The following is a 24,414-nucleotide window of genomic DNA, read 5'->3' on the forward strand; positions in this document are numbered from 1 at the left end:
GACAATTCACCCGAGTCTCTCGGTCGTTAAGGAACCGAGAGAACTCTCGTCAGCTGGAGGATCCCGATGCCGGAACCGCACCCGCTCGCCGTGGCCGCCTTGCAGGCCCGCTCGGTGGCCGCCCGCGCGCCGCTGGCCCGGCAGGCCGAGGCGGGTGGCGATCCCTGGGTGACCGGCGAGCTGGCCCGGGTGATCGCCCTGCAGGACCTGCGACCGGAGGACCAGGCCGAGGCGCTGACCCTGCTGGCCCGGTTGCGGCGGGCGGGCACGATCGCGCCGGAGCACCAGGGGCTGCACTGCCAGCTCGCGTACGCGGCGGGCGATCGCACCCTGGCCACGACGCTGCTCGAGGAATACACCGGGGTCGTACCGGCGATCCGCACGGCGGTGACGCTCGACCTCGCCAACCCGCACGCGGACGGAACCGGCGACGGCTGGGCCGAGGGCTTCGCGGCGCTGCTGCCGCACCCGTCGTGCCGGGTGAGCGACGGTCCCGGCGCCGCGCTCGACCGGCTGGTCACCGGCGCCGCCCAGCGGACCGGCCACCCGGCGCGGATCACCACCGTCGTCACCACCTGGCGGCCGGACCAGGCGCTGCTCACGGCCGTGCGCTCGCTGGCCGCCCAGACCTGGACCAACCACGAGATCCTGCTCGTCGACGACGGCTCACCGGCCGAGTTCGACCCGGTGCTGCGGGCGGCGACCGCGCTCGATCCCCGGGTGCGGCTGATCCGGATGGTGACCAACGGCGGCACGTACGTCGCCCGCAACGCCGGCCTGGACGCGGCCACCGGCGACTTCGTCACGTTCCAGGACTCCGACGACTGGTCGCACCCGCTGCGGCTGGAGAAGCAGGTCGCGCCCCTGCTGGCCGACGACGCGATCTTCTCGACCACCTCGACCGGCATGCGGGTGACGCCCGAGCTGCTGGTCAGCCGGCCCGGGGTGGAGCAGACCCGGTCGTACAACCTCTCGTCCTTGATGATCCGCCGGACCGCCGCGCTGAACCGCGTCGGACACCTCGACCCGGTCCGCAAGGGCGCCGACGCCGAGTACGTCGAGCGCGCCCGCGCCGTCTTCGGCCGGGCCGCCACCCACCACCTCACCGGGCCGCCGCTCGCGCTGATCCGGCTCTCCGGCGGCTCGCTCTCCAGCGCCGACTACCGCCCGGGCTGGATGCACCCGGCCCGCCGTTCCTACCTCTCAGCGTTCCAGGCCTGGCACCTCAAGGTTTCGAACGGCGCCGACCCGCGCGTCTCTCGCGCGTTTGCCGCGCCGCGCCGAATGCGGGGCGAGAGCGGACCGCGGGCGTACGACGTGGTGCTCGCCGGCGACTGGACGACGGCCGGCGGCGCCGGGGCCGCCGGGATCGGGCAGCTCCGCGCGCTCCGGACCCGCGGCCTGCGCGCCGCCCTGCTGCAGCTGGACGTGCTCTCGCACCTGCGCGAGGGTCCGCGCAACCTCGACCCGGCCGTGCAGGACCTGATCAACTCCGGCGACCTGACCCAGGTCGAGCTCACCGACGACGTCCGGGCCCGGCTCGTGGTGGTCCGCTCGGCCCGCGTCCTGCAGCACGCGCCCGACCTGCCGAGCGGCGTGCGGGCCCAGCGTGTGGTTATCGAGTCGTCCCTGGTGAGCCGGTCGGCCGCCGCCTCCAGCCGCCGCCTGTTCGGCCGCCGCCCGCTCTGGGCGCCGGCCGGCGCCGACGGCCGGCGGCTGCTCACCGCAGCGCTGGCCGAGGACCCGATCTCCGACGGCGCGCCGGCCGACCAGCTGACCGCGTTCGACCTGCCCGGAACCGTGGACGCCGGCCAGTGGCGGCTCGACCGGCGCGGCCCGCGCGCGGACCGGCCGGTAGTCGGCCGGCGCTGCCGGGGCGGCCGGGCCGAGTGGCAGCGGCTGCGGGACGAGCTGCCCGACTCCGGCCGGGTCGACGTGCGCCTGCTCGACGCCGACGGCACCGCGGCCCGCTCGTTCGGCCGGCTCGGCGCGCCGCGGGCGTGGCTCGTCTACGGCCCGGCCGAGGTGAGCCTGCGGTCGTTCCTCTACCAGGTCGACTTCTACCTGCACCTGCCACGGCCGGACGCGCCCGCCGATCCCGACCCCGACCTGCTGACGGCGCTGGCGGCCGGCTGCGTGGCGCTGCTGCCGTACCGGTACGCCGCGACCTTCGGGGACGCGGCCGTCTACTGCGAGGCGGCCGAGGTGGCCGAGACCGTGCGGCTGCTGCACCAGGACCGGGCGGCGTTGCGGGCGCAGGCGGCCCGGGGCCCCGAGTTCGTGCGGCGGCACCACGGGCACGAGCGGTACGCCGACCTGGCCGCCAAGTTGGCAACCCAAGGGCACCCGATACGGCCGTAAACCGGGGCTGGCCGCGACCGATCTTCAGGGGCGTACGACACAGAGAACGGCCGGCCCCCGCCGGCTCGGTCGCGGGAGTTTCCCCTGCCTCCCGGCGGCCCCGCGACCCCGCCGTCCCCCGCGGCGGGGTCGCGCTTTCTCACGGCCGCGCATGGCCACTCCCCCGGAAATGGACGCCAACTCGCGGCGAGAAACGGCCACTTCCCGGAAGTGGGCGGCCGGTTGCCGGCGGTGGACGAGCGCCGGAACTTGTCGTACCGGGCTGCTTAACTCGGCCCACCCAGTGAACGGGGTGGGGCTGGGCCGGGCGGGGTGCGGCGGGGCGCGGCGGGTAGGGGCTACTTCGCGATCTTCTGCGGCGACTGCGGCATCGCCAGCGTCGTCCAGCGGCCCGCCAGCCGCCGCTCCTCGGTCAGGCCGAAGCCGCCCTGCCGCGGCGCGACCCGGGCCGGCGCCTCGTCGACCACCACCGCCCCTTCGGCCGACAGGCGGCGGCCGAGCACGTGCAACGCCGGCGCCACCGCCTCGGCGCCGGGTGCGGCCGTCCCGTCCACCACCAGCAGGTCGATGTCCTGCAGGCCGTCGAGGGCGTCCACGTCGTACCAGTCCACCGGCCGCCCCTCGACCGTCAGCTCGGCCAGACCCGCGTGCCGCACCTCGACCCCGTCCAGGCCGTGCTCGCGCAGCGCCGCCCGGGTGCGAGCGGCGCGGTCCGGGTCGTGGTCGACGGCCACCAGCCGGCCGCCGGTGCCTTCCAGCGCGTACGCGAGCCAGACCGTGACCGCCCCACCGCCCAGCGCCACCGTCAGCGCCGGCCGCCGGCTCGCCGCGACCGTGTGCAGGCCGAGCAGGTCGCTCGGGTTGAGCGCGCCCCCGGCCGGCATCGGGGCCCGCGGCGTCACCCGCTGGAAGAGCTGGAAAAGCGCCTCGACCTCCTGAGTCTGCTGGCGCAGCAACAGCTCGGCCCCGCGCCCGGTGAGCCGCTCGGCCCGCGACAGCGCCTCGGTCATCTCCAGATGCCGGTCGCCCGCCGCCAGCCGCTCCTTCTCCACCGCCGCGATCACCCGCCGCTGCAGCTGCTCGACCAGCACCCGCAGGTCGCGGACCGTCTCCTGGGTGTTGCGGTTGACCCCGCCGATCCGCCGGGACAGGTGGATCACCCCGGCCGGCACGACCACCAGCAGCAGGGCGAGCAGGCTGGTGGCGAGCGCGGCCCGGCCCGCGGCCGAGGCGACCGCCACGCCGAGACCGATGGCGGCCGCGACCGCGAGCCCGGCGGCTTGCCGGAGGGACAAGCCCAGCAGGGCCCTGACCAGCTTCTTCAGCTTGGTTTTCACGCCCTTGGTAACGCGGGCGCCGGTGCGGCCGTTACGGGAAGAAGCTCCATGATCCGTTCCACGAGCAGGGCCGGATCATGCGCGCGGGCGACCACGGCGCGGGCCCGGCGGCTCTGCTCGGCGAACAGCCCGGGGTCGGCGCGGTAGCGGTCGATCAGCGGCGCGACCTCGGACCGCCCGCAGTAGACGGCCGCGTCGCCGTAGAGCGCCGCGTACCGCTCGGGCATGACCACGACGCAGCCCGTCGCCGCCGCTTCCAGCGCCGGGCGGGAGTACCACTCGGCGCTCTCCGGCGGCGGGAAGTGCAGGTAGAAGTCGAGTTGGTGGAGAAACGTGCGGGGACCCAGGTCACCGGCCTCGTAACCGAGCCAGGCGCGGCGCAGCGGGATGTCGAGCGAGCCGCGGGGCCGGTCGGGCAGGCGGACCCGGATGTCGGCGTCGGGCAGGCGGCGGCAGGCGGCGAGCGCGTCGGTCGCGTCGGTCGGCCAGTTGGCGGCGTCGCAGAGGTCGGTGCCGGCGAGCGCGGGGCCGGGCGCGGCGGCGGCCCGATCGGAGACCCATCCGGCGGGGGCCATCGCGGTGGGGAAGTCGCGGCTTTCGTCCGTACGCACGAAAGGCCGCACCCCCGGATCCTGCGGAACCCAGACGGGGTCGGCGCCGAACAGGTCGCGCGCCGCCTCCGAACAGGTCGACGGCAGGTAGCGCCGGTCGGTGCCGTCGCTCCGGTGGGGCGCGCGATCCGCCACGACCACCACCCGCCGGGCGCGCACCCGGCTCTCGGCCGACCACGCGAACTGCAGCACCGCGGCCTGCCGGACCAGCACCAGGGCGGCGTCCACCCGCTGGTACAGGCCGACCTGGTCCACCAGCCCCTCGTTGATCATGTCCTGCACCGGCGCGCACAGCGGCTGCCGCTTGAGGTAGACCGCGCGGTACGACTCGAGCTGCAGCACCGCCACCCGCAGCCCGGCCGCCACCAGCGCGCGGATCTCGTCCACCGCCGTCCGCTGCGCGCTCTCCAGGAACCGCCAGTCGGCCACCAGCACGACGTCGTACCCGGCCGCGATCGACGGATCCACGCCGAGCAGATGACCGGGCGCCGGGAACGGCCGTCCCGACCCGTCGGCCGGCCGCACCGGCGTGGCCGTCCCGTCCGCGATCCGCTGGTGCCAGCGCAGATAGGCCGAGCTGTACGCGGTCCGCGCCGGGTGCATCCAGTTCGGCTTGATCTCGGAGCGGGAGAGCGAGTTCTCGCTCAACCGGATCAGCGCCAGCGGCAGCGAGTCGATGTGCTTCACCCGGCGCGCGCCGAAGGCGGCCTGGATCCGGCCGATGTACTCGCTGTCGGCGGCCTTGCGCACCCGGTCGAACCAGCCGACCTTGCCGAGCACCGCGTTGCGGCGGAAGACCAGCGACGACGGATTGAACCGGCCGCTGCGCACCCCGGGCCGGGTCAGCATCAACTGGTCGGTGACGGCGAGCCCGTCGGAGGTGGTGGCGACCAGGCGCCGGTCGTCGAGCATCGGCCGGACCTGCAGCTCGAGGCGGCGCGGATGCGACCAGTCGTCGGAGTCCTGGAACGCGGCGAACTCCCCGCCGGCCGCCTCCAGGCCGGCGTTGCGGGCCGCGTACGTGCCGGCGTTGACCGCGAGCTTGACCAGCCGGATCCGCTCGCCCAGCGACGCCGCCGCCCGCAGCACCTCGTCGTACTCCGGCGGTGACGCGTCGTCGACGATGACGATCTCGACGTTGGCCCAGCTCTGGGCCAGGATCGAGCGCACCGCGGTGAGCAGCCCGCGGTCCGGCCGGAACGCCGTGACCACGACCGAGACGCGGTGCGCGGCCTCGACCCGCTCGGCGGCCGGTGCGGCCAGCCGGTCGAAGGGGACGCCGTCGCCCTCGCCCACCACCGGTCCGGGCGCCGGCAGCATCGCCTGGAACGCGCGCAGCCAGGGCTCGGCCGGCCGGGTCTCCACGAAGGGGTTGAGCAAGTCGGCACGGAGGCCGGAAAGCGCGGGCTCGGCGATCTTGCGATACCCGCGGAGCAGCTCGCGCGCCCGCTCCGGCCCCTCGTCGGCCAGCGCCAGCTGGGTGTGCAAAGCCTGGTTGGCCGGGTTGAGCTTGCGTCCGCCGACCGCGCGCCGGATCAGCTCGTAGAGGGCCCGCGCGTCGTCCCGGTCGGTCGGCAGCGTCTCCTGCTGGGCCAGCGTCTGCGCGATCGAGGCCAGCAGCGGCGGCATCACCTTCCGGCGGATCCGGCGCAGCCACCGCCGGTTCCCGGCCCGGGCCGCCGCGAGCAGCTCGTCGAGCGTGCCGGCATCGCCGAGCGCGGCCCGCGCGAGCAGCAGCCGGGCGTCGAGGGATCGGTTGCGGGTGACGGTGGCGGTCAGCGCGAGCCGCAGCCGCGGTCCGAGCGAGTGAATGTGATCATCGAGCAGGCCGGATGGCTGTTCCCGCATGCCCCGACCAACGCGATGGGCCGCGCTTTGGTTACACGGCGGCGAGCACGGCCGCGCCGACCCGGTCGCGTTCGGCCTGCTCAGCCCAGGAACCGACGAGGTAGAACGCGTCGACGACGTCACCGCCCAGGGTGGAGATGCGGGCGGCGCGCACCTCGGCTCCAGCCTCGTCGAGCGCGGTGGCGACCCGGTAGAGCAGCCCCGGCGAGTCGGCCGCGCGCAGCTCCAGGACGGCGGCGCCGGTCGCCTCCCCGCGCTGCCACAGGACCCGCGGCGACGCGGAGCCGCCTCGCGCGCTCATCGCCCGGGCTCGCACCCGCTGGGTGACCGACACGTCCCCGGCCGCGACCCGGCGCAGGTCGGCGGCGAGCGCCACCGGGTCGTACGGCGAGCCGTAGCGCGGCTGGGTGAAGAATTCGACGATGCCCCGGCCGTCGACGGTGGACGCGTTGGCGCCGACCACGTCGAGCCGGTGCATGGCCAGGCAGGCCGCGACCGCGCCGAGCAGGCCGCGCCGGTCGGCGGCGGCCACCGCCACCCGGTCGCCGTCCAGGTGCACGGCCGGCAGGTCGCTCTCCAGCAGCTCGGGGTCGGGCGCCGGCGGCTCGGGCAGCTCGCCGGTGTCGAGCAGGGTGTGCACCCGGCCGACCAGCTCGGCCATCAGCCGGCCCTTCCAGTCCGACCAGGCGGCCGGGCCGGTGGCATGCGAGTCGGCCCGGGCCAGTGCGTGCAGCAGGTCGAGCGTGGCGGTGTCGCCGACCTGCTCGGCCACGGTCGAGATGGTCACCGGATCGGTCAGGTCGCGGCGGGTCGCCACGTCGGGCAGCAGCAGGTGCAGGCGGACCAGCTTCTCGACGGTATCCACGTCGGCCGGCGGGAGCCCGATCCGGGTGGCGATCTCGGCGGCGATCGGCGCGCCGACCTTGCTGTGGTCGCCGGGCAGTCCCTTGCCGACGTCGTGCAGGAACGCGCCGATCAGCAGCAGGTCGGGGCGGTCCACCTCACGGGCGTAGGCGGTCGCCTCGTACGCGGCCTGCACCAGATGCCGGTCGAGCGTGAACCGGTGCACGGGGTGGTGCTGCGGGAGGCTGCGCATCCGGGCCCACTCGGGCAGCCAGGCGTCGATCAGCCCGTACCGGTCGCAGGTTTCCCAGGCCGGCAGCAGGCCCGGTCCCGAGCCGAGCAGCGAGACCAGGGCGGCCCGGGCGGCCGGCGGCCACGGGTTGGGCAGCGGCGGGCTGAAGGCGGCGAGCCACTCGCTGGTGGCGCGGGCGATCGGCAGGCGCACGGTGGCGGCCGCGGCGGCGACCCGCAGGGAGAGGCTGGGATCGGGGACCGGCCCGATGGCGGTACGGGCGAGAACCAGCTCGCCGTCCTGCTCGACCACGTCGCGGGCGACCGGGCGGCGGGACGGGGTGCCGGGCGGCCCTCCCCGGCGGCGACCGGCCCGCAGCCGGTCGGCGGCCCGCCAGGCGTCGTCGACGGCGTGCGCGACGATCCGGGCGTCCCCGGCGACCCGGCGCAGCAGCGCGTCACCGTCGTCGAGCTCGAGCAGCTCGGCCACCGCGGCCCGCTCCTGGGCGACCAGCCGGTCGACCCGGCGGCCGACGGCCAGGTGCAGGGCGTCGCGGGTGTCGAGCAGACGCAGGTTGGCGGCCCGCACCGCGGGCCGCATGGTGTCGGCGACGCCGGCCCGGCCGATGCCGCGCAGGATCGTGACGTCGCGCAGCCCGCCGGCCGCCTCCTTGAGGTCGCCCTCGAGCAGGAAGGCGAGCTCGCCGTGACTGGCCCAGCGGCCGGTGGTGAGCTCCTTGAGCTGCGGCATGAGCCGTACGGCGGTGCGCCGCCACTGGTCGCCGGCGGCCGCGATGAGCTCGCCGGAGAGGGCGGGGTCGCCGGCCACGTGCCGGGCGTCGAGCAGGCCGAGGGCGACCTTGACGTCGTCGTGCGCGACCGACAGGGCCTCGGGAAGCGTGCGCACGGAGTGGTCGAGGCCGACCCGGGCGTCCCAGATCGGGTACCACAGGGCCGAGGCGATCCGGTCGATGCCGGCCGTGCCGTTGTGCAGCAGCACGAGATCGAGGTCGCTGTAGGGCGCGCAGTCGCGCCGGCCGAGCCCGCCCACCGCGACCAGGCTCACGCCGGGCAGGTGGCCGGGAAAGATCTCGGTGAGCCAGGAATCGAGCGCTGCCGCCCGGTCGACCCGGGCGGCAGCACCGATCTGATCCCTCTGCTTGTCGAGCGAGCCCGACACGTCGTTCATGGTCAGAGCGCGTCGAGGCCGCGCTCGCCGGTGCGGACCCGGACGACCTCTTCGACGGCGGTCACCCAGACCTTCCCGTCTCCGATCTTGCCGGTCCGCGCCGAGGTGACGACGGCGTCGACGATCTTGTCCACGTCGATCTCGTCGGTGACCACCTCGACCTTGATCTTCGGCAGGAACTCCACCGTGTACTCGGCGCCCCGGTACACCTCGGTGTGGCCCTTCTGCCGTCCGTACCCCTGTACCTCGCTCACGGTCAGGCCGGTCACGCCGAGCGCGTGCAGCGCTTCCTTCACCGCGTCGAGCTGGTACGGCTTGATGACCGCGGTCACCAGCTTCATGCTCAGTCCCTCTCTCGGAGCAGTCATACGGGTATTTAACCGGCGACCTTCTGGCTGACGTCCGCCTTGCCGTCAGCATCGACCGGCGTACCGGCCCCGATGCCGGCCATCGCGAACGCGCCACCGGTGGAACCAGCGGCCGGGGTGAGCTCGTACGCGGACTCGCCGTGGTCGGCGATGTCGATGCCGCCGACCTCGGCGTCCTCGGTGACCCGCAGACCCTTGAACGCCTTGATGATCAGGGCCAGGATCGCGGCGATGGCGAACGAGTACACGGTGACCGAGAGGCTGCCCAGGAACTGGTGCCAGAGCTGCGTGGCGCCACCACCGTAGAACAGGCCCTCGCTGGCGCCGAGGCCCGGGTCGCCGTTGATGGCCGAGTTGACCTGGGCGGTGGCGAAGAAGCCGATCGAGAGCGAGCCGATCCATCCGCCGACGAAGTGGACGCCGACGACGTCGAGCGAGTCGTCGTAGCCCAGCCGGTACTTCAGGCCAACGGCCAGGGCGCAGACCGCGCCGGCGACCAGGCCGAGGATGATGGCCGGGACAGGGGCGATGAAGCCACAGGCCGGGGTGATTGCGACCAGGCCGGCCACGGCGCCCGAGGAGGCGCCGACCAGGGTCGGCTTGCCGTCCCGGAGCCACTCGACGATGACCCAGCCGACCAGCGCGGACGCCGTCGCGACCTGGGTGTTGATGAAGGCGAAGACGGTGGTGCCGTCCACGGTGAGCTCGGAGCCGGCGTTGAAGCCGAACCAGCCGAACCACAGCAGACCGGCGCCGAGGGCGACGAACGGCACGTTGTGCGGGCGCATGTTCTCCCGCGGCCAGCCGACGCGCTTGCCGAGCACCAGCGCCAGAGCGAGGGCCGCCGCACCGGCGTTGATGTGCACCGCGGTGCCGCCCGCGAAGTCGAGCGCGTGGAGCTTGCCACCGATGAAGCCGCCGCCCCAGACCCAGTGCGCGACCGGGATGTAGACGAGCGTGAACCAGCCGAACGCGAAGATGACCCAGCCGCCGAACTTCATGCGGTCCGACACCGCACCACTGATCAGCGCGACGGTGATGATCGCGAACATCATCTGGAAGACCATGACCGCGTACGTCGGGATGCCGGTCTTGCCACCGAGGAAGAGCCACTCCTCGGAGATCGTCCCGGTGCCGGTCCCGAAGTACTGGGAGAAGCTACCGATGATGTTGTTCAGGCCGCTGTTGCTGTTCGTCCCGAACGCAAGCGTGAAACCGTAGATGGTCCACAGGATGGAGACGAGCCCGATACACGAGAAGCTCATCATCATCATGTTCAGAACGCCCTTGGACCGGTTGAGGCCACCGTAGAACAGCGCCAGACCGGGGGTCATAAGCAGAACGAGCGCAGACGACAGGAGCAACCAGGCGGTGTTGCCGGTGTTGATCTCCACGCTGCCTCCTCTCGGAAATTAGGTGTCCTCCCACACGACCCACGGGGCAGCGTCGCCAGTCGGCCGGTTCGGGCAGAAGACTTCCGGTCGGAGGTTTCACACACGGTCTACGCGCGATTTCCGGCGCGTGACGGCTTGTTTCGTACGTGTGAAGAACGTCTCACAGCCCGTCCGTCAAATACGCGCGAACCGGGCAATCGCCCCTAACGCAGGGCGTACTCGAGCGTGTGCCGCTCGTAGTCGAGCAGCCGCAGGTCGCGCATCGGGCGCCGCAGGTGCCCCTTGTGCACGATGCGGACGAACGCCGGGTCGCCGGCCGCCGCCATCCGCCGGATGCCCTCGACGTGGTCGACGATCCGCTTCCGGATGGTGCGGACCAGGCGGTGGCGGTCGCGCGGGATCAGCCCGTACGCATCGGCGAACAGCCGCAGGCGGCGCGGCCGGTTCGGGCGCTTCCAGCCCAGCGTGTACGAGTCACGGTCGCTGAACAGCGGCACCCAGGTCCACGCCGCGTAGGCGACGTCGTAGATCCGCGCCCCCGGCGAGGCCAGGTCGAAGTCGATCAGGGCGAGGGTGCCGTCCGGCCGCCAGACCACGTTGTGCGGCGCGGCGTCGTGGTGGCAGATCACCTCGGTGTCCGGCGGCGGTGGCCCGAACGAGCGCCAGACCGCGTTCGGCGGCGGCACGAAGCCGTACTGCGCGTCGTGGAACATGCGCAACATGGTCGCGACGGTGACCAGCGCCTCCTCGGTCACCCAGTGCGGGGCCAGCGGGTATTCGCCGCACTCGCCGTCGAGGTACGAGAGGACCTCGCGACCCTTCTGGTCGACGCCGAGCGCGTGCGGCGACCCCGTGAAGCCCACCCGCTCGAGGTGGTTGAGCAGGGCGTGCACGGCCGGCGTCCACGGCCCGGTGTTGCGCCGGACGGTGTCACCGACCCGCGAGACCGTGCTGACGTTGCCGCCGTGCAGCGGAATCTCCCGCACCGGCTCCTGCGCCACCCACGGCCTCCCCATGTCACCCACCCTGAAGCTTCGAGATTAGCTGTCCGAGCCAAGCAACGCCTCGACGAACGCGCTCGGCTCGAACGGGGCCAGATCGTCCGGGCCCTCGCCCAGACCGACCAGCTTGACCGGAATCCCCAGCTTGCGCTGCACCGCGATGACGATGCCGCCCTTGGCCGTGCCGTCGAGCTTGGTGAGCACGACCCCGGTCACATCCACCACTTCGGTGAACACGCGCGCCTGCTCGAGACCGTTCTGCCCGGTGGTGGCGTCGAGGATCAGCAGCGTCTCGTCGACCGGGCCGTGCTTCTCCACGACCCGCTTGACCTTGCCGAGCTCGTCCATCAGGCCGACCTTGTTCTGCAGGCGGCCGGCCGTGTCGATGACGACGGTGTCGATGCCGGCGTCGATGCCCCGCTTGACCGCGTCGAACGCCACGCTGGCCGGGTCGCCGCCCTCGGGACCGCGCACGGTCTCGGCGCCGACCCGCTCGCCCCAGGTCTGGATCTGGTCGGCCGCGGCGGCCCGGAAGGTGTCGGCCGCGCCGAACAGCACCGTGCGCCCGTCGGCGATCAGCACCCGGCCGATCTTTCCGCAGGTCGTGGTCTTGCCGGCGCCGTTCACGCCGACGACCAGCACCACGGCCGGGCGGCCGTCGTGCGGCGCGGTCTTGAGGCTGCGGTCGAGCTCGGGCTCCAGCGCGCCGGTCAGCTCCTCGGCCAGCTGGGCGCGCACCTCGGCGGGCGTGCGGGAGCCGAGCACGCGGACCCGCTCCCGCAGCCGGGCCACGATCACCTGGGTGGCCTCGACGCCGACGTCGGCGGTGATCAGGCTGTCCTCGATCTCCTCCCAGGCGTCCTCGTCGAGGTGGTCGCGGGAGAGCACGTTGAGCAGGCCGCGACCGAGGGCGTTCTGCGAGCGGGCGAGCCGGGCCCGCAGGCGGACGAGCCGGCCCGCGGTCGGCTCCGGGGCCTCGATCGTGGGCGCCGGCCGCTCCTCGACCGCCGGTTCCTCGGTGGTGACCAGCGGCGGGAGCTCGTCGGCCTCGGCCGGGACGATCAGCTCGGGCGCCTCCTCGGCCTCGGCCGGCGGGCGCTCGATCGTGGTCGTCGGGGCTCCGCCGGGCGGCGGCAGCTCCCGGCGCCGCATCCGCGGCACCACCAGGCCGACGGCGCCGACCACCAGCACGACAAGCAGGATCACTGCGGCGACCACGTATTCCATAGCCGAAATCCTGACAGATGCGCCGTCCGTACGTGGCGTGGGCCGGGCCAGTGGCGAGATCCGGCACATCTGACGGAGGATGGGTCGCCCCGTTCCCCTCCTTTTCCTCATGGAGGCCGTGCCCGTGACCGCTCCCGCGACCGCTCATCTGCTCATCGGCCCGGTCCTGCGGCGGGTGGCCGGCACCACCGCGACCATCTGGGTCGAGACCACCGAGCCGGCCATCGTGCGGGTCGAGGCCACCGGGGGCGGATCGGGAGAGGCCAAGACCTTCTCGGCGTACGGGCATCACTACACGCTCGTGGTCGTGACCGGGCTGACGCCGGCCGCGACCAGCGAATACCGGGTCTTCCTCGGCGATCGTCAGGTGTGGCCGCCGGCGGACTCGGCGTACCCACCCTCGGTCATCCGCACCCGCCCGGCGCAGGACGACGACGTACCGGTGCGCATGATCTTCGGATCCTGTCGCGAGGCGACGCCGCACTCGTCCGCCCGGCACCTCCCGCCCGATGCCCTCGACGCCTACTCGCGGCGGCTGATGACCGATCCCGCTGACCCCGGCCTGCGCCCCGACCTGATCGTGCTGCTCGGCGACCAGGTGTACGCGGACAACACCTCGAAGAAGGTCAGGCGCTTCCTGCGGCGCCGCCGGGCCGCCGGCCATCAGGGCCCGCAGGACCAGGTGGTGACGTTCGACGAGTACACGAAGCTCTACCTCGAGTCGTGGCGCGACCCGGAGATCCGCTGGCTGCTCGCGACCGTGCCGAGCGTCATGATCTTCGACGACCACGAGATGATCGACGACTGGAACACCTCGGCCTCGTGGCGCGACGACATGGCGGCCCAGCCCTGGTGGATCGAGCGCATCACCGGCGGCCTGGCGTCGTACTGGGTCTATCAGCACCTCGGCAACCTCGCGCCGGAGGAGCTCGCCGCCGACCCGCTCTACCAGAAGGTCACGGCGGCCGAGGACGCCACCGTCCTGCTGCACGACTTCGGCCGCTCGGTCGACGGCGCGCCACACCGTTATCAATGGAGTTTCGCCCTCGACCTGGGCCGCACCCGCCTGGTCATGCTCGACAACCGGTGCAACCGGGTGCTGACCCCGGGCGCCCGCGAGATGCTGCCGGCGACCGAGTGGCAGTGGTTCGTCGACCAGGCGCACGGGTCGTACGACCATCTCGTGGTCGGCTCCTCGCTGCCGTGGCTGATGCCGCCCGCGATCCACCACCTGGAGGCGTGGAACGAGCGCCGCGCCGACTCGTCCTCGCGGCGGGTGGCGGCCCGCGCCGAGAAGATCCGGCGAGCCTTCGACCTCGAGCACTGGGCCGCCTTCGGCCGCTCGTTCGTGGCGCTGGGCGAGCTGTTCAAGCGGCTGGGCGAGGGCACACAACGGCCGGCGGACCGGGTCGGCGCGGGGCCGGCCTACGCGGCGCCGGCCACGATCAGCGTGCTGTCCGGGGACGTCCATCACTCGTACGTGGCGGAGGCCGACTTCGGCGACGGCCCGCGCACGCCGGTGATGCAGCTGACCTGCTCGCCGGTGCACAACCAGGTGCCGGCCGCCATGCGCCCGCTGATGCGGTTCAGCTGGTCGCGGCTGGCGGCCAAGGGCGTACGGGGCGTGGTCCGCGCCGCCGGCGTGCCGCGCCCGCCGTGGAGCTGGAAGCGCCTGGCCGGCCCCTATTTCGGCAACGCGGTGAGCACCCTCGACCTGGCCGGCCCGGTCGCGACCGTGCGGGTCGAGGGCACCACCAAGGAGGGCAACCTCTTCGAGGTGGCGCGGGTGCGCTATCCCCGGCAGGATGATCGTCGATGACTACCTGGACGGCACCCGCGGCGCAGCGCAAGGACGAACCCTTCACCGGCCCGGAGCGCGAGATGCTCCAGGGCTGGCTGGATTGGCACCGCCAGACCCTGCTGACCAAGTGCGCGGGCCTGACCGCCGAGCAGCTGAAGACGGCGAGCGTCGAGCCGTCCAACCTCACGCTGCTGGGCCTGGTCCGCCACATGACCGAGGTCGAGCGGATCTGGTTCGTGGTTCGGGCCGCCGGCCTGACCCCGCCCGGCCCCCTCTACAACACCGAGGACAACCGGGACGGCGACTTCGACGATGTGGCGGACGCCGACGCCGAGGCGAACCTGGCCGCGTACCACGCCGAGCTGCCGGCCGCCGACCGGGCGGTGGCCGACTTGCCGCTCGACCACGAGTTCACCACCCACCGCGGCGACCGCATGACCCTCCGCTGGGTCTACCTCCACATGATCGAGGAGTACGCCCGCCACAACGGCCACGCCGACCTGCTGCGCGAACGCATAGACGGCGTCACCGGCGACTGACTCACTCCGGGAGGTCGAGCGCCTTCCGCAGGTAGGCGACGTGCTGCGGCCCCGTCCAGCGGTAGGCCGACAACCCCGCCGCACGCGCGCCGCGTACCACCCGGTCGTCGTCGTCGACGAAGAGCACCCGCTCGGGAGCCATGCCGATCAGCTCGCACGAGCGGGCGAAGAACTCCGGCGCCGGCTTGTGCACCTTCAGCTCCCACGAGCTGATCACCACGTCCACCTCGCCGGCCAGGCCCAGCGCCTCCAGGTCGGGGCGCAGGCGGTCGGTCGCGTTCGTCGCCAGGCCGACCTTGCGGCCGCCGGCCCGCACCTCACGGACGAACGCCAGCGCGTCCGGGTCGGGCTCGCCGCGATAGGACTGCCAGCGGGCGACTGCCTCGGTCGCCTTGTCATCCGGCAGAGGCAGCCGGGAGGCGACCAGCCGCATCCACTCCGCGTCGGTGATCTCGCCGGCCACCGCCGGACGGTAGATGTCCCAGGACATCGCCGTCTCCAGCAGCGCCGCCGGCTTCAGGCCGTACTCGACCTCCACCGCGATCATCGGGGCCGGGTCCCAGCGGCGCAGCACGCCGTCCAGGTCGATGAGCAGGGCCTGGGCGCGCTCGCGCGACATGGGGTCTAGTCCTCCGAGTCCTTCGACAGCCGCTGGCTGATCACCTGGGTGACACCGGCGCGCATGGTGACGCCGTAGAGGGCGTCGGCGACCTCCATCGTGCGCTTCTGGTGCGTGATGATCAGCAGCTGGCTGTGCTCCCGCAGCTGTGCGAAGAGCGTAATCAACCGGCCCAGGTTGACGTCGTCGAGGGCGGCCTCGACCTCGTCCATGATGTAGAAGGGCGAGGGACGTGCGCGGAAGATGGCACACAGCATCGCCACCGCGGTCAGCGAGCGCTCACCGCCGGAGAGCAGCGACAGCCGCTTGATCTTCTTGCCCGGCGGGCGGGCCTCGACCTCGACGCCGGTGGTCAGCATGTCCTCGGGGTCGGTGAGCACCAGCCGGCCCTCGCCGCCCGGGAAGAGCACCTGGAAGACGGTCTGGAACTCCCGGGCGGTGTCCTCGAACGCCGACGTGAACACCTCGAGGATGCGGTCGTCGACGTCCTTGACCACGGTGAGCAGGTCTTTCCGGGTCGCCTTGAGGTCTTCCAGCTGGTCGGAGAGGAACTTGAACCGCTCCTCCAGCGCCGCGAACTCCTCCAGGGCCAGCGGGTTGACCTTGCCGAGCAGCTGCAGGTCGCGCTCGGCCTTGTTGGCCCGCTTCTCCTGGGTCGGACGGTGGAACGGCACCGGGTCGGGCACCGGCTTGCCGTCCTTCTCGGCCTGTGCGGTCTCGGCGGCGCTCGGCGGCACCAGCTGGTCCGGCCCGTACTCGCTGATCAGCGTGTCGACGTCGAGCGAGAAGTCCTCGGCCGCCTTGGCCTCGAGCTGCTCGATGCGCATGCGCTGCTCGGCCCGCGCCATCTCGTCGCGGTGCACCTCGCTGGTGAGCCGCTCGAGCTCGGCGACCAGCCGCTTGGCGGTGGCCCGCACCTCCTGCAGCTCGGCCTCGCGGGCGGTGCGCGCCTGGGCGAGCTCGTCGCGCGCCTCGACGGCGGCGGCGAGGGATACCTCGACCCGAAGCATGGCGGTGGCCGCGCCGAGCGCGACCGCCTTGGCGATCTCGGCACCCCGGGCGCGTGCGGCGCGGCGTGCGGCGGCCCGCTCGCGCGCCTGCCGCTCGGCGTTGGCCTGGCGCATGAGCGAGTCGGCCCGGCCGGCAATGGAGGAGACCCGTTCCTCGGCCGTACGCACGGCCAGGCGCACTTCCATCTCGTTCTGCCGGGCCTGGGGCACCAGGGCCGCCAGCGTGTCGCGTTCCTCGGTGGACGGCTCCTCGTCGATCGGCGTCGCCTCGGCCAGGCTGAGCCGCTCCTCGAGCTCGGCCAGCCGCATCAGGTCGGTCTCCCGGGCGCCCTCCGCCTTCTGCCGGGCCGCGCCGAGCCGCTCGCTCTCGGCCTTGGCCGATCGGGCCGCCGCGCCGAGCTCGGCCAGCCGACGGGCGGCCGCGTTGCGCTCGCCCTCGGCCGCGCGCTTGGCGGCGGCCGCGACGTTCACCGCTTCCTTCTTCTCCGCGACCTCGGCCCGCGCGTCGACCAGCTGGGCCTTGACCTCGCGGATCGTCTCCTCGGCCGCGGCCCGCTGAGCCTTGGCCTCGTCGACCGCCGCCTGCACCTCGATGTAGCTGGTGGCCTTGCCCGAGCCGCCGGCCGCCGCGAACGCGCCGAGCACGTCGCCGTCGGGGGTGACCGCGCGCAGCTCCGCGTTCTGCGCCACCAGCCGGGCCGCCTCGCCGAGGTCGGGCACGAGGGCGACGTCGCGGAGGACGCGGTTGAGCGCGGGCCGGATCTGCTCGGGGCAGTCGATCACCTCGGGCGCCCAGACGGCGCCCTCGGGCAGGTGCGGGCGCAGCGACTCGAGTGAGCCGCGCATGCCGGGGCCGGGCGGCGAGGCGACCACGAGCGCCGCGCGTCCGGCGTCGGCGATCTTGAGCGTACGCATCGCCTCGATCGCCTCGTCCACACCGGAGAGCGCGACCGAGTCCGCCAGGCTGCCCAGCGCGGCAGCGATGGCTCCTTCATATCCGGAGCGCACGGTGAGCATCGACGCCAGGCTGCCGAGCAGGCCGGGCACCTCGCCGGACCGGGCCAGCAACGCCCCGGCGCCGTCCTTGCGCTTCAGGCCGAGGGCGAGCGCCTCCTCGCGGGCCTTCCAGCTCGCCGCGTCCTTCTCGGCGGCGCGCTCGGCGTCGGACAGCTCCCGCACCACGGCCGCCGCCCGGTCGTGGGCCGCGACCGCTTCGGCGTGCCGCTCGTCGAGCTCCACATTGTCGCGGTCGGCCTCGGTCGACTCGGCGGCCACCGCGTCCACCTCGGCCTGGGCGGCCTCGGCACGCATCAGGGCGTCGGTGTGCGCGGCGGCGAGGCGCTCGATCTCCTCGGCGGCCGATCCGGTACGCGCACGGGCCGCGTTCACGTTGCCGGTGAGCTTGGCGAGTCCTTCCCGCCGGTCGGCGATCGCCTTCGCCGCGGTCCGCAGCGCGCCCTCGGCCGCCGCCAGCTGGCGCTCGAGCTCCTGCCGCCGCTCGACCGCCTCGGCCAGCCGCATCTGGTCGTCGGTGAGGGCCTCGCGCAGCTCCTCCTCCTGCTCGCGCACCCGCTCGGCCTCGGCGACCAGCTGGTCGGGGTCGCGGCCGGGCCGCTCGTCGTCGGGGGTGGCGGCCAGGTGCCGCAACCGCTCGCTGGCGAGCTGCTCGGTCGAGCGGAAGCGCTCCTGGAGCGCGGACAGCTTGTACCAGGTGTCCTGGGCCGCCTGCAGCAGCGGCGCGTCCTCGGCGTGCGCGGCCTCGAGGTCGGCGAGCCACCGCTGGACCTCGCGATTCTCCTGCTCGACCTGCTCGCGGCGCTCACGCATCGCCGACTCGTCGGCGATCTCCTTGTCCAACGTGGTGCGCAGCGTGTGCAGGTCGTCGGCGAGCAGCCGGAGCCGGGCGTCGCGCAGGTCGGCCTGGATGCCGGCGGCGCGGCGGGCCACCTCGGCCTGCTTGCCGAGCGGCTTGAGCTGGCGCCGGAGCTCGGCCGTGAGGTCGGTCAGCCGGTTGAGGTTGACCTGCATCGCGTCGAGCTTGCGGATCGCCTTCTCTTTGCGCTTGCGGTGCTTGAGGACGCCGGCCGCCTCCTCGATGAACGCGCGGCGGTCCTCGGGCTTGGCGTGCAGCATCGCGTCCAGCCGGCCCTGGCCGACGATGATGTGCATCTCGCGGCCGATGCCGGAGTCGCTGAGCAGCTCCTGGATGTCGAGCAGGCGGCAGGCGTTGCCGTTGATCTCGTACTCGCTGGCGCCGTCCCGGAACATGCGGCGGGTGATCGAGACCTCGGTGTACTCGATCGGCAGGGCGCCGTCGTTGTTGTCGATCGTGAGCGTCACCTCGGCCCGGCCCAGCGGCGCCCGGCCGGCAGTGCCGGCGAAGATGACGTCCTCCATCTTGCCGCCGCGCAGCGCCTTGGCGCCCTGCTCGCCGAGGACCCAGGCGATGGCGTCGACGACGTTGGACTTGCCCGAGCCGTTGGGGCCCACCACACAGGTGATGCCCGGCTCGAGGCGCAGCGTCGTAGCGGAGGCGAAGGACTTGAAGCCCTTGACCGTCAGGCTCTTGAGGTGCACGGATCTCCGAGGGTCGACATCAAAGTGCTGGTGCTTGGCTGCAGCTTCTTGGGGTGCAGGCTACCCGCAGCCCGCCCCGTCAGCCCGGCACGCCGCGCTCAGCCGGGGTGCCGCCCGCGAAAATCGGACAAAAAGATGCGCGCCGCCACGGGGTGGAGGCGCGCTGTGCGGATCGCGTTCTTGGTGCTGAGGGGGGATCGGACCACCGGTTCGCGGCGGCCGGTGGAACTCAGGTCAGCGCCGGCTCGGTCAGCCGCAGGATGTCGTCCGCTTCCGCGGCGGCCGCCGCGAGACGATCATTCTCCGCCCGGAGGCGGGTGACCTCGAACTCCAGAGCCTGCACCCTGGAACGCAGTCGGGTGACCTCGTCGAGCAGGCGCCGATCGGGCGCCGCACCTACGTGGCCGAAGAGGGCCTTCGCCATGGTGACTCCTTGAGAAGCATCGCTTCTTCTTCGGTGTTGTTGACTCCGCGCGCTCTTTATCGCGCGCCCAGCGTGCTCCACACCTCTATGCACACGGGCACGCGTGAGCACAGAATCGTGCACCCGCGAAACGTGGTCTTAGGTGCAGATGTCTCACACCAGGAACAGCAGCTGAGGAGCTAGCCACTAAAACCAGGCATGAGTGGGCGCGACTGGCGACACCTCCATAGTCCGCCGATACCCACGCTCCGTCAAGCGGTGCGGTCGGCGTCCCGCGCACCAGGCCAGTGAATCATGCCACCTTGACAGTCTTTACCTGGCCTTATGTTTCGCTTAGCGGCTTTGCCGCGCGCCGGCCGAGCCGCCTACGGTCGGCCACGCCGTTGTGGACAGCTCGTCAAAATTGTCACAGGCGGGCCGTATCGTCGCCCCACCCAGTTACGGGTGGGGTTCGGTAACCAGCTCGCAGCTCCGGTCGGGTCGGCTACCAGTCCGGAAGCGCGAGTCGGCCGATCTCCCCGCCCGCGGGGCGACCGAACCACGAGGCACGCCGGCCCGGCCGCGACGGCGGCCGGCCGGTGCGGCGTCGCGGCGGTGAGCCTTTCCGCATCTCGATCACCGCACCGCGCCGCCCGCGCGACGGCCCGTCCCCCGCGGGGCCGCGCAAGGCGGTGCGGTCACGCGAACGCCGGGGCCGGGCGCCGGGCGCCGGTGGCGGGGCATCCGGCGCCGGGTCATCCGGGCCGCGTGCGCTCGTCGGCCGGTTCTGCGGCCCGGCCCACGGCCGCGGCTTCTACGAGGACCGCCGCGGTTTCTCGCACCTGAATCCGAGCGCGGCGGATCGTCCCACGAGTCCCGCCGGGAAGGCTCTTCGAGTCGGCCTTCGCCTCTCAGTGGCCGCTCGATCGGCTTCTCTCGCGATGATCTCTCGGCCGGCTCGCGCCGCTTCCGGTAGCCACTCGGCCGTCTCGCATCGCCACAGTGCGCCCGCGCCGCCCACGCACAAAATCGTGACAACTTGCACAAATAGGGCGGCAAATCGGATAAAAGTCGCGGAAAAGTGTCGCCTAGCCGACAGGATCTCGTAACTTTCCCGGGCTGTGTCGTTGCCTCCTTCGTGAAATCGACCCCGTCGCACGAGCGCGTCTGCCTGCTCACCGGCGGCGGGTACCCGTACCGGCGGGACGCGCTGAGCGGGTGGTGCCGGACCCTCGTCGAGGGCCTGCGCCGCTACGGCTTCGACCTGCTGACCGTCACGGACCGCGAACCGCCGTCCGCGCCCGCGTACCCGCTGCCGCTGAACGTCCGCTCGGCCAAGGCCGTGCAGGTCGGTCGCGAGCCCGTCCGAGAACGCCGCCGCGGCGACAGCAACGAGAGCGGCCGCGGCGCTGCCCACCTGCTCTGCCGCGGGCTGATCGAGGAGCGCCGGTTCGCCATCGGCCTGCGCGGGCTGGCCGAGCTCGCCGCCGAACGCGCCGACCCGCTGGCCGGGGTGCCGCTGGCCGACCTGCTGACGGACGCCTGGAAGAGCCGGCCCGAGTCGGCCGACCCGACGCTGCCGAGGCTCGGAGCGCGGGACGCCCGCACGGCCGCGACCCTGCTCAAGCACGCCCTCGGTGCCCTGACCGTGCCGGTGCCGGAGGTCGACCTCGTGCACTGCGTGGGCGGCACCACGCCGCTGCTTGCCGCGCTCGGCGGACGGTTCCGGTCCGGGACCCCGCTGCTGCTCACCGAGGCCCGCGCGCCGGTCGCCCGGCACAAGCCGGCCGAGGACCGGCTATCACCGGCGGTGCGGGCGGTGCTGCGCCGGTTCCGGGCCGCGGTCGCCCGCACCGGGTACGCCGAGGCCGGCCTGATCGCCCCGCTCAGCTCCTACCACCACGGCTGGGCGCTGCGACACGGCGCCGAGGCCGTGCGGCTCGTGCAGGTGCCGGCCGGGGTCGACCCGTCGGAGTACCCGGGCGCCGCCGAGCTGGACACCGACCCGGCCGTGGTCTGGGCCGGCAGCGGCGGGCCGGACAGCGGGCTCACCCCGTTGCTGGCCGCCTTCGAGCAGGTCGCGGCGGCCGTGCCGGGAACCGTGCTGCACCTGGTCGGCGTCACTCCTGCGCACGAGGACCACTGTGCCGAGCAGATCGAGCGGACCGGACTGGGCCGGGCGATCCGGTTGCACCCGCTACCCGCCGACCCTCGTGACCGGTACACGGCTGGGCACGTCGTGGCGCACGTGCCGGGGCCGGCCGATCCGCCGTACCGGCTGATCGAAGCGATGATGTCGGGCCGCGCGGTCGTCGGGGTGGACGTCGGCCCGGCCGCCGAGACGCTGGGCGACGCGGGCGTGCTGGTGCAGCCGGACGACCCGGCCGAGCTGGCGATCGCGATCGTCGGGCTGCTGCGCGCGCCGAATCGGCGGCGCCAGCTCGGTGACGCGGCGCGGCGGCGGGCGTTGACCTACTTCACCAACGACCGGGTGGTACGCGTGTACGGCGCGCTCTACACCGATCTAGCGGCGCCACCGCCCGCGCCGGCCTTCGAGGTGGCGCTCGCGGTCCCGGCGCCGCGGGCCGCCAACCCGGCCACGGTGCGCTGGCTGAGCCCGGTTACCGCGACGGCACCGACGGCGACGGTCGGCGCGGGCTCGGCGGCGACGGGCGCGGCAGCGACAGGCGCGGGCCCGGCAGCGACAGGCGCGGCAGCGGCGGGCGCGGGCCTGGCGGCGGGCGCGGGCCTGGCGGCGGGCGCCGGCGCGACGCAGGCGACGGTCGGCGTGAGACCGGCGCAAGCGATGCCCGGAGGCCCACTGCCGCCCGGCCCGGCGCCGACCACGGCCGGCGTCCCAGGAAAGGCCGAAAAAGCCGATAAATCGGGCGGGATGGGAATGGGGATGGGGATGGCGTTGGCGGCCGCCGGGTTGGGCTCGCCGAGCTACACCGAGCCGGACCGCGACCCGAGACGCGACGCCCGAGGCGACAAGGAAGACGGCCGAGGCCGCGACGCGCAAGCCGACCGGAAGCACGACGCGCGAGGCAGACAAGCCGACCGGGAGCACGACGCGCGAGGCGGAACGGAAGGCGACGACGAGCGCGACGCGCCGAGCGCGACCGAACGCGACGCGGTCGGGGTGATCGGGCCGCCGCCGGCGTGGCCCGCGATCCGGCGGCCCGAGCAGGAGATGGCCGACGCGGCACGAGGCGGTGAAGGACTGTGACGATCACTCCACGGCGGGCGGCGACGACCACGCGCGCGGCCCGATCTCGTACCCGTCGAAGGGGTGCGGTCGGGCATGGGCGGCACGCTCCGGCCGTACGGCTGCATCCCCGGCACGCCGCGGAACCGCAACTCGCCCTCCCGGAGATCGCACCCCCCGCGCCCGCGCGTGGCGCCTACCTCGGCGCCACCGTCCTGCGCTGTGCTCTCTATCTCGGTCCGCTCAGCGTCGCCGTCGCCGCCGGTGGTCAACTGCGGCAGGTCGCGTGGCCGGTGCCGGTGGTGACGCTGCTGCTCGGGTGGACCGCCGCCCAGGCCCTCACCTGCGCCGGCGTCACCGTCGCCCAGCGCGCCGGGATCGCGACCGCCTGCCGTCTGGTCGCGGCCGGCTTCGCCGCGGTCGCCGGGCTCTGGTGCGCGCTGGTCTGGATCGCACCGTCCGCGCTGCTCGGGCCCCATCGCGGCCTGGCCCTCGTGGTCGGCCTCGGCGGGCTCGCGACGCTCGCCACGGTCACCGCCGCCCTGGTCACCCGGGCCGAGGCCGCCGTCGTCCGCTGGTGCCTGCCGGGCTGGCTGCTCGCCGTCGCCACACTCGCCGCGCTGGCCGGCCGGCCGGTGCCGTGGCTGCCGGTCAGCACGCTGCTGCCGACCGCGATCGTGCTGGCGCTGGTCCGCGCGTTCCGCCCGGCGATGCTGCCCTCCTGCCGCAAGCCGTTCCGGCTCAGCCGCCCCGAGCTGCGCCGCGCCGGCGGCTATCTGGTGATCGGGGCGTCCCAGGCGGTCTGCGTCGGGCTGCTGTGGCGGGCCGGGCCGTCCGGGTCGACCATGCCGTTCTGGCTGCCGCTGCTGCTCGCGGTGCCCGTGCTCGAGGCCCTGATCGGCTGGAACACCGAGGCCGGCGCCGATCCGGCCGGCCGGCGCGGCGTCACCACGGTGACCATCGCCGGGCTGCTGCCGCCGCTGGCCATGGGCTGCTCGCTGGCCGTCGCCGCCTACGAGACCGACGCCCGCGACGAGGTGCTCGGCCTGGCCGGCGGCACCCTGCTCGGCGGCGTCTTCGCCATCACGTTCCTGCTCGCCGCCCGTGGCCGCATCGGCGTCGCGGCCGTCGTGGCGAGCGCTCCCCCGCTGGTCACCGTTCTTCTGAAGCTTCTACCGACATCGGCCGCCGGCCCTCTGCCGAACGCCGTCGGCGCGCTCGCCGCCACCCACGTGGCCGGCCTGCTCGTCGTCGCCCTGACCGCCGCCGACCTCCGGAGATCATCGTGAAGACCCTCTTCCCCCCGTACGCCCACCCGTCGCCCGATCTCGCGCTGGACGCCGAGACCTGGATCATCCGGGATCTGCCCGGCGAGCGGCGCACCATGCACCAGTCGCTCGGCCGCATCGACCTCGACTGGGGCAGCCGCTCGCTGGCCGACGTCCTCGCCGACGTGGACGCCTGGCGGGAGGACGGCGTCGAGGGGCTGTTCCTCGACCGGGCGCCGGCCGGGTCGGGCGGGGTCGGCCCGGTGGCGCTGACCATCCGGCTCGCCGCCCGGCGCGGGCTGCACCGGGTGGTGCTCAACCCGGGCGTGCCGACGCATCCGCTCTACCGCGACCTCGGCGTGCGGATCTGCACGTTCGAGGGACCGTGGTCGGCCTACCAGAGCTGGGACGGCGAAGGCGTGCGGCCGGGCGACGGGCACATCGTGCACGGCGTGCCGCCGGCGCTGCTCACCGCGGCCCGGCGGCTGATGGGGCGGCGCGGCGCGGGCTTCGGCCTGGCCACCGACGCCACCCCCTACGTCAGCGCGTACGCCGGCGGCCACAGCGCGGAAAGCTGAG

At 73.7% G+C, this 24,414-nt stretch carries 16 protein-coding genes; 6 read left to right on the top strand and 10 right to left on the bottom strand.

Annotated elements, in window-relative coordinates; translation table 11 throughout:
* Window positions 1-66 precede the first annotated feature (66 nt).
* Window positions 67-2,361 carry a glycosyltransferase family 2 protein gene (locus ACQP2F_RS39930; protein ID WP_433297034.1) on the top strand — a complete coding sequence of 765 codons (2,295 nt, stop codon included), beginning with the start codon at window positions 67-69 and terminating at the stop codon, window positions 2,359-2,361.
* A gap of 338 nt (window positions 2,362-2,699) precedes the next feature.
* Here ACQP2F_RS39930 and ACQP2F_RS39935 read toward each other — a convergent pair whose 3' ends face one another.
* From ACQP2F_RS39935 to ftsY, 7 genes are all read right to left on the bottom strand, one after another.
* Window positions 2,700-3,698 carry a class I SAM-dependent methyltransferase gene (locus ACQP2F_RS39935; RefSeq protein WP_433297036.1) on the bottom strand — a complete coding sequence of 333 codons (999 nt, stop codon included), beginning with the start codon at window positions 3,696-3,698 and terminating at the stop codon, window positions 2,700-2,702.
* Entirely contained in the window at window positions 3,695-6,157 is a 2,463-nt protein-coding gene (locus tag ACQP2F_RS39940) for a glycosyltransferase family 2 protein (protein ID WP_433297039.1), read from the bottom strand. Before ACQP2F_RS39940 ends, ACQP2F_RS39935 begins: the two co-directional genes overlap by 4 nt.
* Window positions 6,158-6,188: 31 nt before the next feature.
* Entirely contained in the window at window positions 6,189-8,420 is a 2,232-nt protein-coding gene (locus ACQP2F_RS39945; RefSeq protein WP_433297041.1) for a [protein-PII] uridylyltransferase, read from the bottom strand.
* Between the two features lie 2 nt (window positions 8,421-8,422).
* The gene (locus ACQP2F_RS39950) at window positions 8,423-8,761 is read right to left on the bottom strand and encodes a P-II family nitrogen regulator (protein WP_020517993.1); all 339 of its coding nucleotides are present in this window, start codon (window positions 8,759-8,761) and stop codon (window positions 8,423-8,425) included.
* Window positions 8,762-8,796: 35 nt separating this feature from the next.
* Complete coding sequence (locus ACQP2F_RS39955; RefSeq protein ID WP_433307793.1) at window positions 8,797-10,122, bottom strand: ammonium transporter; 1,326 nt, start codon at window positions 10,120-10,122, stop codon at window positions 8,797-8,799.
* A gap of 263 nt (window positions 10,123-10,385) precedes the next feature.
* A complete protein-coding gene (locus ACQP2F_RS39960; RefSeq protein WP_433297044.1) occupies window positions 10,386-11,198 on the bottom strand; it encodes a phosphotransferase in 813 nt (270 codons plus the stop codon).
* Window positions 11,199-11,222: 24 nt separating this feature from the next.
* Window positions 11,223-12,410, bottom strand: a complete 1,188-nt coding sequence (ftsY, locus tag ACQP2F_RS39965) for a signal recognition particle-docking protein FtsY (protein ID WP_433297046.1) — start codon at window positions 12,408-12,410, stop codon at window positions 11,223-11,225.
* 124 nt (window positions 12,411-12,534) lie between these two features.
* Between ftsY and ACQP2F_RS39970 the strand changes: the two genes are divergently transcribed.
* On the top strand, window positions 12,535-14,229 hold the full coding sequence (locus ACQP2F_RS39970) for an alkaline phosphatase D family protein (RefSeq protein WP_433297048.1): 1,695 nt from the start codon (window positions 12,535-12,537) through the stop codon (window positions 14,227-14,229).
* Window positions 14,226-14,750: a DinB family protein gene (locus ACQP2F_RS39975; RefSeq protein ID WP_433297050.1), complete on the top strand. Its 525-nt coding sequence runs from the start codon at window positions 14,226-14,228 to the stop codon at window positions 14,748-14,750. The genes ACQP2F_RS39970 and ACQP2F_RS39975 overlap by 4 nt, the downstream gene beginning before the upstream one ends.
* Before the next feature lies 1 nt (window position 14,751).
* Here ACQP2F_RS39975 and ACQP2F_RS39980 read toward each other — a convergent pair whose 3' ends face one another.
* From ACQP2F_RS39980 to ACQP2F_RS39990, 3 genes are all read right to left on the bottom strand, one after another.
* On the bottom strand, window positions 14,752-15,369 hold the full coding sequence (locus ACQP2F_RS39980; RefSeq protein WP_433297053.1) for an HAD family hydrolase: 618 nt from the start codon (window positions 15,367-15,369) through the stop codon (window positions 14,752-14,754).
* A gap of 5 nt (window positions 15,370-15,374) precedes the next feature.
* Window positions 15,375-18,956 (bottom strand): chromosome segregation protein SMC, encoded by a 3,582-nt coding sequence (smc, locus tag ACQP2F_RS39985; RefSeq protein WP_433297055.1) that lies wholly within the window; start codon window positions 18,954-18,956, stop codon window positions 15,375-15,377.
* Between the two features lie 229 nt (window positions 18,957-19,185).
* On the bottom strand, window positions 19,186-19,380 hold the full coding sequence (locus ACQP2F_RS39990; RefSeq protein WP_020518001.1) for a hypothetical protein: 195 nt from the start codon (window positions 19,378-19,380) through the stop codon (window positions 19,186-19,188).
* A 1,117-nt stretch (window positions 19,381-20,497) separates the two neighbouring features.
* On the opposite strand from ACQP2F_RS39990, the gene ACQP2F_RS39995 reads away from it, so the two are divergent.
* The 3 genes from ACQP2F_RS39995 to ACQP2F_RS40005 are packed head-to-tail and all read left to right on the top strand — an operon-like array spanning window position 20,498 to window position 24,413.
* A complete protein-coding gene (locus ACQP2F_RS39995; protein ID WP_433297057.1) occupies window positions 20,498-22,588 on the top strand; it encodes a DUF3492 domain-containing protein in 2,091 nt (696 codons plus the stop codon).
* Complete coding sequence (locus ACQP2F_RS40000) at window positions 22,585-23,856, top strand: hypothetical protein (RefSeq protein ID WP_433297059.1); 1,272 nt, start codon at window positions 22,585-22,587, stop codon at window positions 23,854-23,856. The genes ACQP2F_RS39995 and ACQP2F_RS40000 overlap by 4 nt, the downstream gene beginning before the upstream one ends.
* Complete coding sequence (locus ACQP2F_RS40005; protein WP_433297061.1) at window positions 23,853-24,413, top strand: spherulation-specific family 4 protein; 561 nt, start codon at window positions 23,853-23,855, stop codon at window positions 24,411-24,413. The genes ACQP2F_RS40000 and ACQP2F_RS40005 overlap by 4 nt, the downstream gene beginning before the upstream one ends.
* Window position 24,414 lies beyond the last annotated feature (1 nt).

It is taken from the genome of Actinoplanes sp. CA-030573 (assembly GCF_050951115.1).
Classification (GTDB): domain Bacteria; phylum Actinomycetota; class Actinomycetes; order Mycobacteriales; family Micromonosporaceae; genus Actinoplanes.

Excerpts from the sequence above, each read along its gene's own strand:
- ftsY (WP_433297046.1), bottom strand. The coding sequence starts at position 12,410 with ATGGAATACGTGGTCGCCGCAGTGATCCTGCTTGTCGTGCTGGTGGTC.
- ACQP2F_RS39990 (WP_020518001.1), bottom strand. The coding sequence starts at position 19,380 with ATGGCGAAGGCCCTCTTCGGCCACGTAGGTGCGGCGCCCGATCGGCGC.
- ACQP2F_RS39940 (WP_433297039.1), bottom strand. The coding sequence starts at position 6,157 with ATGCGGGAACAGCCATCCGGCCTGCTCGATGATCACATTCACTCGCTC.
- ACQP2F_RS39950 (WP_020517993.1), bottom strand. The coding sequence starts at position 8,761 with ATGAAGCTGGTGACCGCGGTCATCAAGCCGTACCAGCTCGACGCGGTG.
- ACQP2F_RS39945 (WP_433297041.1), bottom strand. The coding sequence starts at position 8,420 with ATGAACGACGTGTCGGGCTCGCTCGACAAGCAGAGGGATCAGATCGGT.
- ACQP2F_RS39930 (WP_433297034.1), top strand. The coding sequence starts at position 67 with ATGCCGGAACCGCACCCGCTCGCCGTGGCCGCCTTGCAGGCCCGCTCG.
- ACQP2F_RS39955 (WP_433307793.1), bottom strand. The coding sequence starts at position 10,122 with ATGACCCCCGGTCTGGCGCTGTTCTACGGTGGCCTCAACCGGTCCAAG.
- ACQP2F_RS39975 (WP_433297050.1), top strand. The coding sequence starts at position 14,226 with ATGACTACCTGGACGGCACCCGCGGCGCAGCGCAAGGACGAACCCTTC.
- ACQP2F_RS39980 (WP_433297053.1), bottom strand. The coding sequence starts at position 15,369 with ATGTCGCGCGAGCGCGCCCAGGCCCTGCTCATCGACCTGGACGGCGTG.
- ACQP2F_RS39960 (WP_433297044.1), bottom strand. The coding sequence starts at position 11,198 with ATGGGGAGGCCGTGGGTGGCGCAGGAGCCGGTGCGGGAGATTCCGCTG.